The sequence below is a fragment of the Syntrophotalea sp. genome, from assembly GCF_050253115.1.
GTDB lineage: Bacteria > Desulfobacterota > Desulfuromonadia > Desulfuromonadales > Syntrophotaleaceae > Syntrophotalea > Syntrophotalea acetylenica.
Window position 1 is genome coordinate 35,531 of the sequence record NZ_JBFWJQ010000002.1, and the last position, 15,779, is coordinate 51,309.

Sequence of the window (15,779 nt, forward strand, 5' to 3'; positions counted from 1 at the left end):
GGATTGGAAAAGTACGTCGATCTGCATTTGCACAGCCGCTGTTCCGACGGCTTGTACGCACCCGCCGAGGTGATATGCAGGGCCGCGGCCGCCGGATTGGCCGCGGCGGCCCTGGCCGATCACGATAATGTGGACGGTATCGATGCCGCCATGCAGGCCGGCAACGCCTGTGGTATCGAGGTGTTGCCGGCGGTCGAGCTTTCAGTGGTCTGGGGTGGGTTTCGCGATATCCACCTGCTTGGTTACGGTATGGATCGCCATCACCGCGAACTGAGTGCCGCTCTTGAGGATTTTCGTGCATTTCGTGCCGGCCGCAACCAACGTATCCTCGAACGCATCAACCAGAAGCTGGCCGAGGAGAATCGTGCGCCGATCGCCTTTGGCGAGGTGCGGCGGCATGCCGAAGGCACCCTGGGCCGACCGCACATCGCCAGGGTGCTTGTCGACCATGGTTACGCGCGGGATTCGGAAGAAGCTTTTGCGCGGTATCTGGTTCCGTGCAACGTGCCCAAACGCTACTTTCCCATGGATGAGGCCATTGGCCTGATTCATCAGGCCGGCGGCATAACCTCACTGGCCCATCCTCCCTACATCACCGGGGATCGGGGTCAGCTGCGCCGCCTGTTCGATGCTTTCGCCGCTTTGGGGCTTGACGGCATCGAGGCTTACAACAACCGTTCTTCCAATGACGATGTCGACTGGTATATAAGCGAAGCACGGAGGCGCAATCTCATCGTCACCGGCGGCAGCGATTTTCACGGCGGGGAGGGGGGGGAGATTGTGATCGGAGGGGGCCGCGGTAACCTGCGCATCCCTTATAGCTGTGTGGAAGCTATCCGCCGGGCAGTGGATGAGCGGCGCAAGCGCCAGCCAAAACAGCGGTGATTTGCACGGGCCGGATGCCGGAGAAGGCATCCGGCCCGTGCCGTTATGATCATGTGCCGGCCAAATCGTCCAGCAAAACATGCAGCGGATTTTTCGGCATGATATCTGAGATCGGAAGTTGCCTGCCTGCCTTCCAGTCTTGTATCGCTCCATGTTTTTCCATGCCGGTCACAAGCACCAGCACCTGTTCGGCCTGTCCGAGCGAGAAGGAGCTCAGGCTGACGCGCTCGGCAGGTGGTTTCGGTGCATTTGTGACAGGGACGACGAGGCGATCCATCAGGGGGCGGTGCCCCGGAAACAGGCTCGCGGTATGGCCGTCTTCGCCGAGGCCGAGAATCACCAGGTCGAAAGGCAGGACGCCGACGATTTCATCGGTGTAACGTCTGGCGCCTTCTGCCGGTCCGAGTTCCGCGGGGATGACATGAATTTGCCGCCGGGGAATAGCCACATGATCGAGCCATATCCGGGCGGCCATGGTGCTGTTGCGTTCCCGGTGCGCCGGCGGGAGGCAGCGTTCGTCGCCGAAATAGATATGCCAGCGGCGCCAATCCGCATTCGCGTTGGCCAGAAGCCGGTAGGCCGCTTCCGGCGTGCGGCCCCCGGCCAGAACGATGCGGAACCGGCCGTGCCGGACGATAGCCTCCTTTGCGGCCGCCAATATGCGATCCGCCGCATTTTCAACAACGGCGTCGGCATCGGCTAAACAGTGCCATATGATTTTTTGTTCATCGGTCATCGGTCAGTTGTTTCCGCTTTTAAACTAACAGCTTACAGCTTACAGCTTACAGCTAATAACCTAGAGCTTCTCCATGCCGCACCCACACGCCCCGAGGGTGTGTCGCCAGGATTGACAGGCACTGTCGAACAGCCTGTCGGCGGCCCGTGGACCCCAGGATCCGGCGGGATAAAGGTGCAGATCTTCTCCCGGTTTCGACCATGCCTTGAGTACGGGGTCGATGATTTGCCATGCCTGTGTGACTTCCTCGTAACTTAAAAACAGAGAGCGGTCACCGCGAACAATATCAAGCAGCAGTTCTTCATAGGCATCATTGACGGTCTCATCGGCTTTTCGGAAGGCGGCGTCGAGAGCGGTCTGGCGTGTGGCGAGCGCCTCTCCCGGCGCTTTGACGGTCATTTCCAGGCGCAGACACTCGTTGGGCTGAATGCCGATCAACAGCCAGTTGGAGGCATCGCACCGGATATGGCTGGAGCGGAAGAACTGCTGGGGCGGTTGTTTGAAACAGATGGCGACCATGGCCTGTTTGGCAGTCATACGCTTGCCGGTGCGCAGCAGGAAAGGGACACCGGCCCAGCGCCAGTTGTCGATATGGAGCTTCAGGGCGGCAAAGGTTTCGGTGTGACTGTCGGCAGCCACCCTGCCTTCATCGCGATAGGCGATGACGTCATCGGGGCCGACCTTGCCGTCATCGTACTGGCCGCGCACGGCGTAGTCGCCGATGCGGTCGGCGGGGATGGGGCGGATCGATTTGAGAACCTTGAGCTTTTCGGCGTGCAGGGCCTCGGCCGCCATCGAAACCGGTGATTCCATGGCAACGAAGGTCAGCAGTTGCAGCAGGTGGCTCTGGATCATATCGCGCAGGGCACCGGAGGCATCGTAGGTCGCTCCGCGTTTGCCGATGCCCTGCGGTTCGGCATGAATGATCTGGATATGGTCGATGGTGTCACGGTTCCAGAGGGGTTCCATCAATACGTTGCCGAAACGGAACACCAGGATGTTGCGTACCGTTTCCTTGCCGAGGTAATGGTCGATACGGTAGATCTGCTCTTCGCGCAGATGGTTGGACAGTTTCTGCTGCAATATCGCGGCGCTTTGCAGGTCGTTTCCGAATGGTTTTTCGATGACCACCCGCCGCCATCCCGATTGCTCCTCCAGCAGGGCCACCCGGTCCAGGTTTTCGATAACGCCGGCATAGTCCGACGCCCCCAGGGCCATGTAAAAGGCGGTATCCGCGGGAAAACCCTGTCGATCGGCGAGTCTGGCCTGCAACTGTTTATAGAAATCGGCTTGCCGCAGATCGCCCTGCATGTAATCGACACGGTCGGCAAACCTGGTGAAAACCTCCTGCTGAAGACCGCCCCGCACAGTGCCGGACAGGTCGGCTCGGGTTTCGCTCAACCAGGCGTCACGGTCCGGATGCCGCCGCCCGGTGGTGAGGATGCGCGTGCCCGGATGCAGGCGTCCCGCGGCATCGAGATGGTAAAGGGCCGGCAGCAGCTTGCCGCGTGCCAGATCGCCGGTCGCACCGAAAATGACGAAAGTGCAGGGTTCGGTCATGTTATTCATCGGGAGGGTCCCAGTCGGTGTGAAAGAACGTGCCGCGCGGTCTATCGGTCCGCTCGTAGGTGTGGGCGCCGAAAAAGTCGCGCTGGGCCTGCAGCAGATTGGCCGGCAGGCGGGCGCAGCGGTAACCGTCGAAAAAGGTGAGGGAGGCGGCCATGGCCGGCAGGGGGATGCCGAGCCCGATCCCCAGCGTTAGCGCCTGCCTCCAGCCTGTTTCGGCGCGCCGTAATTGTCCGGCAAAGAAGGGCGCCAACAGCAGACTCTGCAGCTCGGGATCGGCGTCAAATGCAGCGGCGATGTCGTCCAGAAAGATGCTGCGGATGATGCAGCCGCCGCGCCAGATAAGGGCAATCCCCAGGTAATCGAGATCCCAGTCGTAGGCCGAGGCAGCATCTTTCAGGAGCATGAAGCCTTGGGCATAGGAAATGATTTTGGAAGCATACAGTGCGTCGTGGGCGAATTGCAGCGTCTCTTCATCCGCTTTTGGCCACGGACGCAGCGGCGCGGCGGGCTGTTGCGCCGCCAGCAGCCGTTCTTCTCGGCGGGCGGACAAGTTCCGGGCAAAGACCGCTTCGTTGATGGTGGTCAGCGGGGTATTCAGTTTCAACGCTTCGATGGCCGTCCAGCGCCCGGTTCCTTTCTGCCCGGCGGTATCGAGGATTTTGTCGATAAGCGGGGTCCCGTCATCATCCCTGGCGGACAGAATGCGGGCCGTGATGTCGATCAGGTAGGAATTCAGCGGACCACGGTTCCAGCGATGGAACAACCCGGACAGTTGTTCCGGGGACATGTGCAATCCGGAACGCAACAGATGGTAGGTTTCCCCGATCAGCTGCAGGTCGCCGTATTCGATGCCGTTATGCACCATCTTGACGAAGTGCCCGGCGCCCTGCGGTCCTATCCAGCGGCAGCAGGGCTGGCCATCGACGCGTGCGGCGATGGCCTCGAAAATCGGTCGGATATGCGGCCAGGCGTCGGGATCGCCGCCGGGCATCAGGGAAGGTCCGTGCCGCGCGCCCTGCTCGCCGCCGGAAATGCCGCATCCTACAAACAGCAGTTTCTGTGCGGACAGTGCCGTACTGCGACGACGGGTGTCGTCCGGATGGGAATTGCCGCCGTCGATGATGATGTCGCCGGCTTCCAGGTGCGGCACCAGCAACCCCAGGGTATCGTCGACCGCCTTGCCCGCGCTGACCATCAGCAGGATCTTGCGGGGGCGCTTCAGGGCCAGCGCCAGTCCGTCGATGGAAAAACAGGGCAGAATCCCGCGATTCGCTTCCGGTGAGGCGGCGAATGATTCGGTTCTGGCAGTGGTGCGGTTATAGACCGCCACCCGATAGCCGTGATCCCGGATGTTCAACGCCAGGTTCTGTCCCATGACCGCCAGGCCGACAACGCCGATGTCCGCTTGCTCCATGCTGCCTCCTCCTGCAAAGGCCTGCGCTTGAACCGTCTTTAACGATTATCACAGAAATGCCGGTGGCGCAAAGCACCGCGCAAGGCAGCCTCCGGGCTGCTCCGGAGCGGGGGCGCAAAACGGTTTGCCGAAACGGCGGGAGGGCGCGCCGCACACGGTTTATTCAGGCGAGGCGTCCGTCCTCCATGCGAATGATGGTGCTGTTGAGACGTTCCGGCTGATCCGGGGAGTGGGTGGCCTGGATGATGGTCATGCCCTGTTCCACCAGCAGCGGCAGCAGTTTGTCGAAGGCTTCGATGCTGGCGCGGTCCATGTTGGAGGTTGGCTCGTCAAGCAGCAGCAGCCGGGGACGCAACACCAGCGCCCGGGCGATGGCCACCCGCTGCTGTTCGCCGCCGGACAGTTCACGGGCGCTGCGCCGGCCGAACCCTTCCAGCCCGACCATTTCGAGGGCACCGTGAATCAGGCGGTGCTGGTCCTTGCTGTTGGTGCCGCGCATTTTCAGCCCGTAAGCGATGTTGTGGTGCACAGAGCGGCTGAAAAGGTAGGGGGATTGGTGCACCAGGGTGATGTCCTGGCGCAGCCGCAGCAGGTTTTTTTTCTTCCAGACCACCTTTTCGCCCTGGAAGACCATCTCTCCGAAGGTAGGTTTGAGCAACAGCGCGACAATCTGCAGCAGGGTGCTCTTGCCGCAACCGTTGGAGCCTACCAGGGAATAGATTTTCCGGGACTCGAAGCGGATTTCCTCGAGTTGCAGAGCCAGGTGGCTGTTGTAGCGTTTTTCGATGGCGTGCAGCGCTAAAAAAGGGGTCACGGTTACCTCTGTTGCAGGAAGTTCAGAAACATGTTGATAAGCAGGGCGACCGACAACAGGAAGATGCCGAGGGCCAGGCCGAAGGCGAATTCCCCCTTGCTGGTTTCCAGCGCGATGGCGGTGGTCATGGTGCGGGTATAGCCGCGGATGTTGCCGCCCAGCATCATGGCGACTCCGACTTCGGCGATAATTCTTCCGAATCCGGCGATAATGGCGGCCATCACGCCGAAGCGGATCTCCTGCATCAACAGCAGGGCCCCGCGGCTGGTGCTGGCACCGAGGGTCAGGGCGGTCGGCATGATGCGGCTGTCCGAAGCGCTCAGTGCGCCGAGGGTGTAGTTGGCGATGATCGGCGTGGCCAGGATAATCTGCCCGACGACCATAGCTGTCGGGGTGAACAGCAGGCCGAACTGCCCCAGGGGGCCTGAACGGCTGAAGAATCCGTACACCACCAGTCCGATAACGACCGTCGGCAGGGCCATGAGGGTATTGAGCAGGGTAATGACCGCGCGCCGGCCGGGAAACTGTCCAAGCCCGATGGCCATGCCGGCCGGAACGCCGGCTACGGTGGAGAACACGATGGCGATCAGGGACACGTACAGAGAGGTCCAGACCGTTTTGTAAACCTCGGGGTCCCATGAAAGGATCAGTACAAAGGCTGTTTTGAGCGAATCGAATATGAAATCCACAGCAAGCTCCGTAATGCCTGGCGTTTTGCGATCGCCAGAGAGAATGTCCGCCGTCAAGGTCGTTGCGATGAGCGCAGGGGGATAACGGGCGGATATGCGATTTGTTGTGGATTATATAGCGTTGCCCGGGGATTTGCCAAGACCTTTGAACAATCACCCGAGGTTTGTCTCCCCGTCGATGCACGGGGCGTCGCTTCGGCCGTGTTATAATTGATCGAGGTGCAGGTGGATTTGTGCGGGAGGTGCGGCTATGCTCGGGGCTTTGGCTGGCGATATTATCGGTTCGCGGTTTGAGTGGCACAATATCAAGACCAGGGATTTCGAACTGTTTACGGACAGCTCGCGGTTTACAGACGATACGGTATTGACCGTGGCACAGGCCGACGCCCTGCTTACCGGGGAATCCTTCGCCCGGAAATTGAAAGAGTATTTCCGCCTGTATCCCGACGCCGGCTATGGGGGGATTTTCCGGCAATGGGCCGGTAGCGATTCTCTGGAGCCGTACAATTCCTTTGGCAACGGCTCGGCGATGCGCGTGAGCCCGGTCGGATGGTATTTTAACGACCTTGCGGAGGTTCTTGACGAAGCGCGCCGCAGCGCCGCCGTGACCCACAACCATCCCGAAGGCATCAAGGGGGCCCAGGCGGTGGCGTCGGCCATTTTCCTGGCCCGCAGCGGTGAGTGCAAATCCGCCATCCGGGAATTTGTCGCCGCGCGCTTTGGTTACGATTTCAAATGGACCCTCGCAGACATCCGGCCCTGGTATCACTTCGACGTAACCTGCCAGGGGTCGGTGCCCCAGGCTCTGCAGGCCTTTTTCGAGGCCGACGACTTCGAAGATGCCATCCGCAATGCGGTTTCCATTGGCGGCGACAGCGACACCATCGCCTGCATCACCGGGGCGGTGGCCGAGGCCTTTTACGGCGCGGTGCCCGATGTCATCGCCAAGGAAGCATTCAGTCGCCTCGACGACAGGCTGGCCCGTGTGACGAAGTGCTTTCTGGCGGCCATCGGGCGGCAATAAAAAAAGCGGCCCACCACAATTGTGGCGGGCCGCAGTGTTGCCTTGCCTGTTTACACAGCCTCTAGTCTAGTTTTCATCCGGAAACGGCCCTTTTCCGCCGTGGCGGCGTCAATCCGCAGGCTTGCTTGTGCGGCGTACCGATGTACGCCTCCGCGCAACCCCTTGATTTCCTTGCCACAACGAAAAATTGCTCGTTCCCCATATGAAAACTACGCTGTATCCATCCGGAGTTTCCGGATGGATACTAACCTAGTGCTTCGGGCCGCGTTTCAGGGCGATAAGCTCCGCCCCGAGTTCTTCGGCAATCTGTTTCAGCTCGCACATGCGCATGTGCTTGCTGTAAACCTTGAGGTTCACGTCCGACACGGCACCGACGATGTAGCGCGGAGTTTTGGCGCCGTCCACAATTTTTTCCCGCTCGCGGTAAAAAATCTTGCCTGCCATGGTGTCCTCCTCTCGTTGTACCGCTCTGGATAGCGGTAGATACAGTTGCACTTATAGTATACCACTAAATGCCGGTTCGAGAGCAAGTTTCAGGCGCGAATTACGGTCCCGATCGGCTCGCCGCGCATCGCCCGGATGATGGTTCCGCGTTTGTGTCCGTTGACGATGCGAACTTCCTTGAGGTTGGCGGCATCTTTGAGCAGGTACAGCAGTTTGCGCTCCAGAACCATGTCCTCCATGTCCATGGCCAGCAGTTCCTCCGCGGTTATTTCGGGGATCAGTTTCGCCTCGGGATTGACAAAGGGATTTTCGGTGAACAGGCCGTCGACGTTTTTGACCAGAATGCAGCTCTGGGCGCCGAGCACCTCGGCCATCAAAAACGCCCCGGTGTCGGTGCGGTGCGGGGGGATCAGCCCGGTTCCGGCCGGATGCTCGAACAGGCCGTAGGGGGGCGTGCCGTGGGTGACGGGCAGAAAACCGAGCCTCAGCATCATCGGCAGGTCAAGCAGATCGTCGCTCTTGATACGGGTGCCTCCATAGGGCGATAGCAGCAATGCCATGATTTCGGCGTTCTGCTCGCTGATTTTGCCGGCCAGTTCCGCCAGCACACCGGTGGGCATGCCGAGGTCGATGCCGATGTCGAGGATATGCCGGACCCGTACGCCACCGCCGGTGACGACCAGCAGTTTGTGGTTCCTGGACAGTTCGCCGAGTTCCTGTACCAGGGGGATCACCACTTCACGACCGTAATCCATGGTGCCATGTCCGCCGATCTTGATCACGTGCAGATCGGGAATGAGCCGGATCGGCTTGATATGCGCATGGGATTTCATCAGCCCTTTGCGCACCAGCGATTCACCTTTGAGCTTATTTTCCAGTTCGTGTCTGTTCCCCATGTTCGACCTCCGGTTCTGGAATAGCGTCACTTTCAGTGCGTCTTCTCGAAGCGTACCAGATCCAGGGCGGCATTGCAGGGTCAGCCGGGGGAAACGTGCGCTGAGAGCCGCCCCTGACCGCGGACAACGGTTGTAAGGAAAGGTCTGTCGCTTCGGCGCCGGCGTTTCTTATCTGTCGGAAGTTTTGTTTTTTTCCTCCAGGGTCTTCTCAAGCGCTTGCAGCGAATCGAATCCCCACTCTGCCGCCAGGTGGCGATAGGTGGCTTCGGACAGGCTCGATCCGGCCCGCTCCAGCTCCTGCAGGTCCTGAAGCAGCAACGCCAGGGTGCTCTCTGAATAGGTTTCCAGCTCGCCTCGCAGGTAGGTTTCAAAAGAGGTCACGCCGGGGCTGTCCTGAGCCTTGTCCAGCGGCCGCCCGCCCCGCATCAGGAAGGGATACGCCGCAATGAAGCGTTTTTGCCCGTCCAGTGCCATGGCGATGATGGTGTCGATAACCGGGCTGGCATTGTCGCAGGGGATGAGATTCTCCATGCGGGCATATTTGATGGCCAGAAGATTGCGGCTGTTTTTGCGGGCCTGCTGCAGGTCGGCCAGGTAGCTCTGGAGGGTTGCGAGCGACCAGGCCGCAAACTGGGCCCGCCGGTGCAGTTTGAAGCTCTCGGGGTCCTGCTGGCAGCGATAGGGCTGGTCGGTCGGAACGGCGAGGAACATGGCCAGTTCACATTCCAGAATCTGGTCGGTGATTGTTGCACGATGGCTCATAAACAGCACCTTTCCTGGTTTTCAGGGTGAAATAGAGAAGTTTTTTCTCAATACGGGGTCGGCAATACCGGCCTGCACGGGGAACGCGTGGTCGAGCAGAAAGTTGCCGCGGGCGTCGCTCAGCCCCTGCCTGCGCAATTCGTCAATGATGAATTGGCAAAGCTCCTCGATGATGGAAAGCTTTTCCGCATCCTCGGTGCTGGTGACCAGGCAGGTGATTTTTTCGTGAATCACCGCGCCGAGAATCGCCAGTCGGGCCGTGGCCCGGTGCAGCCACTTGTAAAATGGCGGGTAGCATCGGTTGAGCAGAAATGCCATGGACATCAGGTCGTGGCAGAACTGCATTTCGGCATAGCGGCTGGCAAAAGGATCGCCGCGCCGCATGCTGCGCGCCAGATTGTACTGGCCGCTCTGCGCCAGGGTCATGCAGCGCGAGGCAATTTTTTGGCGACGGATATCTTCCGGGTAGTAGGCGAGCAGCGCCTGGCGCCATGCCGAAAAAACGCCCGCGGGATCATGGAACACTGCGCCGTTGGTACAGACGCTCAGATTCTGCTCCGGCAGCCGCAGCCATTCTCGCAATGCTGTTGGCGGATGGTCGAGGCCCGTATAGCGACTATAAAAATTCTCGATGCTCATGACCCCCACGCGATGTTCCTCGCCGGGGCTGCTGCGGCGCGGACCGTACCCGGCATAAGTTGGTGGCAGGCTGCGGTAGCCAGCCTGCAGCTGCGCGCCCCAGGTCGCGTAATCCTCTCCAGTCAACCACAGGCAGAAGCCCGGTCCCCAGTCGTGATCGCGGGAGATGGCGTCATCGAAGCCGTAACACTCCGAGCCTGGTCCGACGAGGCCGATGGCGATCCTTGGCCACAGATCGCCGAAGCGGCTTTCGAGCATCGGTTGGCCGTGGGCCAGGAAAAATTCCCGCGCCAGTTGTAATCCCTGCATGATGGTCTGTGCCCTCAGTTGTTGAGCGTGTCGATGTTTTTTTGTGTTTCCAGAGCCTTGTCCTGATTTCCCGACTGCCGATATAGCGTGAGAGCCTGTTCAAAGTGTAACAAACCGGCGTCCTTGTCGCCGCGCATGGCGTGGATATAGCCGATATTGGCGTGCTGATCCGCGATTTTTTCCGCCAGGGCCATCTCTTCGAACATCTCCAATGCCTGCTGGTAATAATTCAGGGCGTCTTCGTAGGTCTGGCGGTCGCGGCACAGCGACCCCATGTTTCCCAGCTGTTCGGCTGCTCTCTGCGTCTGCCCGCATGCCTGGAATCCAGCCCTGGCCTCACCGAACGCCGCCATGGCTTCCGCGTGTCGCTGCAGGCGGCTCAAAAGCAGCCCGATATTGTTCTGCACGGCGGCAATACGTGCCTTGTCAGCGTCGGGCCTCAGAATGGCAAGAACCTCCCGATAAATATCCAGTGCCTGGCCCTGACGGCCTGTGGCAAAACAGATGTCGGCCATGATCATGCGCTGCGTCGCCTCGCCGGCCTTGTCGCCAGCTTGCTCACAGAGCCTGGCGGCCTCCGCAAAAGCGTCAAGCGCGGCATCATAGGATGCGGTTTTCAAATGGCCGAAGCCTGAATCGGCAAAGGATTTTGCCCTGTCGGCGGCGGTGTCGTTTTTCATGGAACCTCCAGTCGCGAACGGCGTGCTTGCATGGCAAGGAATTGCTGTGTTCATTCTGCCGCAAACAAGGCCTGGGCTCAATAGGAAATGAACGTTATTTTGAGAGCAGTCAAACATTTTGGAGCCCGCAATGCTGTTGAATGTGTTTGCTCTTGCCATCGGGCGGGCATGTGGCGTGGAGGCGTCTGAATGTATACGACTTTTCAGGCCGCTGAAAGGGTGTCGTTGGCGTCTTCGGGCTGCTGTCGCTTGCTGTTTTGTTAAGGTTTGTCCGATAAGTTGTGAGGTGTATTGTCCGTCGGAGGGCGCGAATTATCTTGCGCCCGGCGGGTGATCAAAATTGTGGTTGCGGTTTAAGGTATTGAAAAAACGTGGCAGTCGTGGGTTTTGGTGGTTTATGGAGAAGAGCGGTGCGTGAAAGGTTCTTTGCAAAAAATGTTTTGTTGTGGTTAGGTTTTTACTCTTGACAACAAAAACGAACATCATTTACATTGATTTCGAACACAACAGTTCATTCTTTTGAGCGCCTGGCCCCGCCGGCCGGAGAGGATGGGCTTCTGGTTGAGAGTGTCTAACCACGGTTGCTAACCTTTTACACCCAAAATAACGGAGGTTGATCATGGCAGGAACCTGTTGTGGGGGAATGGCTGAAGGCGCCACCCGTAAAAAGTACGAACTTCCCGAACGGATTCAGCGTCTCAAGGATGCCTACCTGCAGGTAAAACCCAGCATTGCCGTCGGTCGCGCCCTGGCTTTTACGGAAATCACCCGACAGAACCCGGGCCTGCCGAACATTCTGCGTCGCGCCCTGGCGTTCAAGAAGGCCTGCGAGGATGCGCCGCTGCTGATCCAGGACGACGAGCTGATCGTCGGGCATCCCTGCGGCAAACCTCGTGCCGGTGCCTTTTCCCCGGATATCGCCTGGAAATGGGTGCGCGACGAACTCGACAGCATCGGTACCCGTTCGCAGGATCCTTTCGAGGTCAGCGATGAAGACAAAAAAATCATGCGTGAGCAGATCTTCCCTTTCTGGGAAGGCAAGTCCCTCGATGAAGTCTGTGAAACCCAGTATCGCGAAGCGGGACTGTGGGAATTTGCCGCCGAGGCGTTCGTCAGCGATCTGTCCTACCATCAGGTAAACGGCGGCGGCGACACCTGCCCCGGTTTCGACGTGATCCTGTTCACCAAGGGAGTAAGCGGCATCAAGGCCGAGGCCGAAGCCAACCTGGCGACGCTGTCCATGGACGTGCCGGAAGACATCGACAGGATTTATTTCTACAAAGCCGCCATTCATACCTGCGATGGTATCATCACCTACGCCAGTCGTCTCTCCGCCTACGCCAGCGAACTTGCGGGCAAGGAGCAGAATCCCGGGCGCAAGGCCGAACTCGAAAAGATTGCCGAGGTCAACGCCCGCGTGCCGGCCAATCCCCCGCGGACCTTCCAGGAAGCCCTGCAGTCGATCTGGACCATCGAGTCGCTGTTTGTCATCGAGGAAAACCAGACCGGTCTGTCTCTTGGCCGTCTCGACCAGTACGTCTATCCCTGCTACGAAGCGGATGTCAAAGCCGGTAAACTCGAAGAAACCGAGGCCTTTGAACTGCTGAGCTGCTTCATTATCAAGTGCGCCGAAATGATGTGGCTGACCAGCGAACTGGCCGCCAAGTATTTCGCCGGCTACCAGCCTTTCATCAATCTGTGCGTCGGCGGCCAGAAACGCGAAGGCGGCGACGCTACCAACGATTTGACCTATCTGGTGATGGACGTGGTGCGCAAGCTTGGCGTGTATCAGCCGTCTCTGGCCTGCCGCATCCACAACCAGTCGCCGCACAAGTATCTGCAGAAGATCGTGGAAGTGGTCAAGGCGGGTCTGGGCTTCCCCGCCTGCCATTTCGACGATGCCCATATCAAGATGATGCTGCGCAAGGGCTACGATTTCGAAGACGCCCGCGATTATTGCCTGATGGGCTGCGTCGAGCCACAGAAATCGGGCCGTATCTATCAGTGGACCTCCACCGGCTATACCCAGTGGCCGGTCGCCATCGAGTTTGTTCTGAATCGCGGCGTGATGAAGTGGCACGGCACCAGGCAGGGCCTCGATACCGGCGATCTGGATCAGTTCGCCACCTACGAGCAGTTTGACGCTGCCGTCAAGAAGCAGATCGAATATATCTGCAAGCTGTCGGCTATCGGTACCGTCATCAGCCAGCGCGTGCACCGGGACGTGGCGCCCAAGCCTCTGATGTCCCTGTTTGTGGAAGGCTGCATGGAGACCGGCAAGGATGTGACCGCCGGCGGCGCTGTCCTCAACCATGGTCCCGGCCTGATTTTTTCCGGCCTGGCCACCTATACCGACTCCATGGCCGCCATCAAGAAGCTTGTCTTCGACGACAGGAAATACACCCTGTCCGATTTCCAGAAGGCCCTTGACGCCAACTGGGAAGGCTACGAGCAGATGCGCCAGGATTGCCTGAGCGCACCCAAGTACGGCAACGATGACGACTACGCTGACAGGATCGCCGCCGACCTGGTCGAATACACCGAGAAGGCCTGCCGTCAGTTCAAGATGCTGTATTCCACCATGAGCCACGGGACCCTGTCGATTTCCAACAACACCCCCATCGGCGAAATCACCGGTGCCACCGCCGACGGCCGCCTGGCCTTCACGCCGCTGTCCGACGGCATCAGCCCGGTGCAGGGCGCCGACAAAAAAGGCCCCACCGCCATCATCAAGTCGGTCAGCAAGATGAATGTGGAATCGATGAATATCGGCATGGTGCACAACTTCAAGCTGATGGAAGGCGTCCTGGAGACCCCCGAAGGCGAGGCCGGCCTGATCACTTTGCTGCGCACCGCCTCCATTCTGGGCAACGGCCAGATGCAGTTCAGCTATGTCGACAACGAAACCCTGAAGCAGGCTCAGCAGAACCCGGAAGAATATCGCGACCTGATGATCCGCGTAGCGGGATACAGTGCCTTCTTCGTGGAACTCTGCAAGGAAGTGCAGGACGAAATCATCAGCCGCACCACGCTGCAGGGGTTTTAGGCGGGCCGCCATCCGGAGTTTCCGGATGGCGACCAGGTAAGAAGATTCCCGGCGGGCCGGCATATGGCCCGCCGGAGGGTTGCCGAAAAACCTGTCACGGAAGATAGTGATGAAAATTTGAACTTTACAGCGTTGAGTCTCTGGGTGGCACGGTTTTTCAAATGTAATTTATGGTGTTATGCCGCAATGCATCAGGAAGGAATGGCGTTTGCGTGTCTTGATGGTGTTGCACGATCGGCAGGTTAACTCGCATTTGAACTTGGCAGTCGCTGGCGGATTGTGGCGCGCCGGCGCACTGGGCGAGAAAATACTCGATGGAGGAACAAGGCAATGAGCAAAGCAAGGTGGATTAAAAGTCTGCTGCTCGGACTGCTGGCCGCGGGCGTCGGATTCGGCGCGGCGCCGGCCGGTGCGGAAATCTACGCAATCGACTACAATGGCTTTCATGCCGGCGCCGGCTTGAGTGCCGCCATGGGCACCTTTCACACCAACAATTCCAATTTCGGGGCTGGCGGCGTCAAGAACGGCGACAAGGATAACAGCTGGTTTGAAGTCTATATCATGCCCAGCCTCAACATGTCCTACGACACCGGAAAATTTGGTACCTTTTACGGCGAGTTTTCCTATGTCGGCACCCAGACCTTCGGCGGTATCGATCCCGCCGGTTTCTCACAGACCTTCGGCGGCAGCGAAAACCCCGGCGACTGGGAATCCGAATTGTTCTATGCCGGTTGGAAATCCGGCAACCTGATCCCCGGCCTGCCTGAAAACGTCATCGACATCAGTTTCGGTGAGCAGGTGTTTTCCGTCGGCGACGGTTTTCTGATCGCCGACGGCGAATTCGATGGCGCCAAAGGCTGTTACTGGATCGCGCCCCACAAATCCTTCCGCGAGACCGCCATCCTCAAAGTCAACACCGAACCGGTGCGGGCCGATTTCTTCTATCTGAAGGCCGACAAGGATTATGCCGATACCGAACTGTACGGGGTGAATGTCGAGTACATCAAGGACGGTTTCGGCACCCTCGGTGCTTCCTGGATGACCATCACCGACGCCAACGCCTTCTATGAAGACGGCGTGACCGAGAACTTTTATGCCAACCGCGATGGCATGGATGTCTGGAGCGTGCGTTTTCAGGGGAATCCGTTGACCGCCTGGGGCCTCGAAGAGCTCTTCCTGTCCGGCGAATATGTCGACCAGTCCGGCGGTGACCGGGCCGACGTCGATGCTTACGGTTACTATGTCGAGGCGGGCTGGACCTTCGGCAACCTGCCCTGGACGCCGACCTTGAGCTATCGGTACGCGTTTTTCTCCGGCGACGATGCCGATACCTCCGATTACGAATCCTTCGATCCGCTGTTTTACGGTTTTCTGCGCGGCTGGGGCACCCATTTCATGGGCGAGGTGGTTGGCGAATATCATCTGTTCAACAGCAACCAGCAGATCCAGATGGTGCATCTGAACCTGGTTCCGACCGATAAGCTCTCCGTCGGCGCCATCTACTACAACTTCAAGCTCGACAAAAACAACATTTTCGGCACGCCGGTGACCAGCGACGAGTATGCCGACGAAATCAATCTGTACGCCGATTATGCCCTCAACGACAACGTCTGGCTCAGTGGCGTGTTCGGCTGCGCGTTCCCCGGCGAAGCCGCGGAGCAGTACTGGGGCGACGATCAGGCCATGATGGTGGTTGAAGCCTATGTAACCTTCACTTTCTGACCCTGACGCGGCTGTCATGGCCGCAGGGCAATTCTCTTACGGGCTCCCCGCTCGGGCCGATCGGCTTGCGGGGAGCCTTTTTGCGAAATGTGTACGAGACAGGGATTGCCGTTGAGGCATGGTTTGATGGATGGGGTTTGCCGGTATGTG

At 59.2% G+C, this 15,779-nt stretch carries 13 protein-coding genes and 1 pseudogene; 4 read left to right on the forward strand and 10 right to left on the reverse strand.

Going from position 1 to position 15,779, the window contains the following annotated elements:
- The first annotated feature begins 3 nt into the window (after nucleotides 1–3).
- Nucleotides 4–885 carry a PHP domain-containing protein gene (locus AB7E65_RS00420; protein ID WP_320361875.1) on the forward strand — a complete coding sequence of 294 codons (882 nt, stop codon included), beginning with the start codon at nucleotides 4–6 and terminating at the stop codon, nucleotides 883–885.
- Between the two features lie 49 nt (nucleotides 886–934).
- Here AB7E65_RS00420 and pgl read toward each other — a convergent pair whose 3' ends face one another.
- From pgl to AB7E65_RS00445, 5 genes are all read right to left on the reverse strand, one after another.
- Nucleotides 935–1,621, reverse strand: a complete 687-nt coding sequence (gene pgl / locus AB7E65_RS00425; protein ID WP_428745061.1) for a 6-phosphogluconolactonase — start codon at nucleotides 1,619–1,621, stop codon at nucleotides 935–937.
- A 60-nt stretch (nucleotides 1,622–1,681) separates the two neighbouring features.
- Nucleotides 1,682–3,190, reverse strand: coding sequence for a glucose-6-phosphate dehydrogenase (gene zwf / locus AB7E65_RS00430; protein WP_428745062.1), 1,509 nt, complete (start codon nucleotides 3,188–3,190; stop codon nucleotides 1,682–1,684).
- Nucleotides 3,183–4,604 (reverse strand): decarboxylating NADP(+)-dependent phosphogluconate dehydrogenase, encoded by a 1,422-nt coding sequence (gnd, locus tag AB7E65_RS00435; RefSeq protein WP_428745063.1) that lies wholly within the window; start codon nucleotides 4,602–4,604, stop codon nucleotides 3,183–3,185. Before gnd ends, zwf begins: the two co-directional genes overlap by 8 nt.
- Nucleotides 4,605–4,767: 163 nt before the next feature.
- Nucleotides 4,768–5,418, reverse strand: a complete 651-nt coding sequence (locus AB7E65_RS00440) for an ABC transporter ATP-binding protein (protein WP_072287137.1) — start codon at nucleotides 5,416–5,418, stop codon at nucleotides 4,768–4,770.
- A 2-nt stretch (nucleotides 5,419–5,420) separates the two neighbouring features.
- Nucleotides 5,421–6,107, reverse strand: a complete 687-nt coding sequence (locus AB7E65_RS00445) for an ABC transporter permease (RefSeq protein ID WP_072287138.1) — start codon at nucleotides 6,105–6,107, stop codon at nucleotides 5,421–5,423.
- 250 nt (nucleotides 6,108–6,357) lie between these two features.
- On the opposite strand from AB7E65_RS00445, the gene AB7E65_RS00450 reads away from it, so the two are divergent.
- Nucleotides 6,358–7,131, forward strand: a complete 774-nt coding sequence (locus AB7E65_RS00450; protein WP_428745064.1) for an ADP-ribosylglycohydrolase family protein — start codon at nucleotides 6,358–6,360, stop codon at nucleotides 7,129–7,131.
- Between the two features lie 249 nt (nucleotides 7,132–7,380).
- On the opposite strand, the gene AB7E65_RS00455 is transcribed toward AB7E65_RS00450, so the two are convergent.
- The 5 genes from AB7E65_RS00455 to AB7E65_RS00475 all read right to left on the reverse strand — a co-directional run bounded on the left by AB7E65_RS00455 (nucleotide 7,381) and on the right by AB7E65_RS00475 (nucleotide 10,861).
- Nucleotides 7,381–7,575, reverse strand: coding sequence for a hypothetical protein (locus AB7E65_RS00455; RefSeq protein ID WP_072287140.1), 195 nt, complete (start codon nucleotides 7,573–7,575; stop codon nucleotides 7,381–7,383).
- Between the two features lie 89 nt (nucleotides 7,576–7,664).
- Complete coding sequence (locus AB7E65_RS00460; RefSeq protein ID WP_428745065.1) at nucleotides 7,665–8,471, reverse strand: uridylate kinase; 807 nt, start codon at nucleotides 8,469–8,471, stop codon at nucleotides 7,665–7,667.
- Between the two features lie 168 nt (nucleotides 8,472–8,639).
- Nucleotides 8,640–9,233, reverse strand: coding sequence for a DUF4125 family protein (locus AB7E65_RS00465; protein WP_072287142.1), 594 nt, complete (start codon nucleotides 9,231–9,233; stop codon nucleotides 8,640–8,642).
- 21 nt (nucleotides 9,234–9,254) lie between these two features.
- Entirely contained in the window at nucleotides 9,255–10,181 is a 927-nt protein-coding gene (locus tag AB7E65_RS00470) for a DUF4037 domain-containing protein (protein ID WP_428745066.1), read from the reverse strand.
- A 14-nt stretch (nucleotides 10,182–10,195) separates the two neighbouring features.
- The gene (locus AB7E65_RS00475) at nucleotides 10,196–10,861 is read right to left on the reverse strand and encodes a tetratricopeptide repeat protein (protein ID WP_428745067.1); all 666 of its coding nucleotides are present in this window, start codon (nucleotides 10,859–10,861) and stop codon (nucleotides 10,196–10,198) included.
- A gap of 676 nt (nucleotides 10,862–11,537) precedes the next feature.
- Between AB7E65_RS00475 and cutC the strand changes: the two are divergent.
- Both cutC and AB7E65_RS00485 read left to right on the forward strand, forming a co-directional pair.
- Nucleotides 11,538–13,907 (forward strand): annotated as a pseudogene (cutC, locus tag AB7E65_RS00480) (choline trimethylamine-lyase); the annotation flags it as partial.
- A gap of 330 nt (nucleotides 13,908–14,237) precedes the next feature.
- On the forward strand, nucleotides 14,238–15,629 hold the full coding sequence (locus AB7E65_RS00485) for an alginate export family protein (RefSeq protein WP_428745068.1): 1,392 nt from the start codon (nucleotides 14,238–14,240) through the stop codon (nucleotides 15,627–15,629).
- The last annotated feature ends 150 nt before the right edge of the window (nucleotides 15,630–15,779 follow it).

Excerpts from the sequence above, each read along its gene's own strand:
- AB7E65_RS00460 (WP_428745065.1), bottom strand. The coding sequence starts at position 8,471 with ATGGGGAACAGACACGAACTGGAAAATAAGCTCAAAGGTGAATCGCTG.
- AB7E65_RS00485 (WP_428745068.1), top strand. The coding sequence starts at position 14,238 with ATGAGCAAAGCAAGGTGGATTAAAAGTCTGCTGCTCGGACTGCTGGCC.
- gnd (WP_428745063.1), bottom strand. The coding sequence starts at position 4,604 with ATGGAGCAAGCGGACATCGGCGTTGTCGGCCTGGCGGTCATGGGACAG.
- pgl (WP_428745061.1), bottom strand. The coding sequence starts at position 1,621 with ATGACCGATGAACAAAAAATCATATGGCACTGTTTAGCCGATGCCGAC.
- AB7E65_RS00450 (WP_428745064.1), top strand. The coding sequence starts at position 6,358 with ATGCTCGGGGCTTTGGCTGGCGATATTATCGGTTCGCGGTTTGAGTGG.
- AB7E65_RS00475 (WP_428745067.1), bottom strand. The coding sequence starts at position 10,861 with ATGAAAAACGACACCGCCGCCGACAGGGCAAAATCCTTTGCCGATTCA.
- AB7E65_RS00470 (WP_428745066.1), bottom strand. The coding sequence starts at position 10,181 with ATGCAGGGATTACAACTGGCGCGGGAATTTTTCCTGGCCCACGGCCAA.
- AB7E65_RS00465 (WP_072287142.1), bottom strand. The coding sequence starts at position 9,233 with ATGAGCCATCGTGCAACAATCACCGACCAGATTCTGGAATGTGAACTG.
- AB7E65_RS00455 (WP_072287140.1), bottom strand. The coding sequence starts at position 7,575 with ATGGCAGGCAAGATTTTTTACCGCGAGCGGGAAAAAATTGTGGACGGC.
- zwf (WP_428745062.1), bottom strand. The coding sequence starts at position 3,190 with ATGAATAACATGACCGAACCCTGCACTTTCGTCATTTTCGGTGCGACC.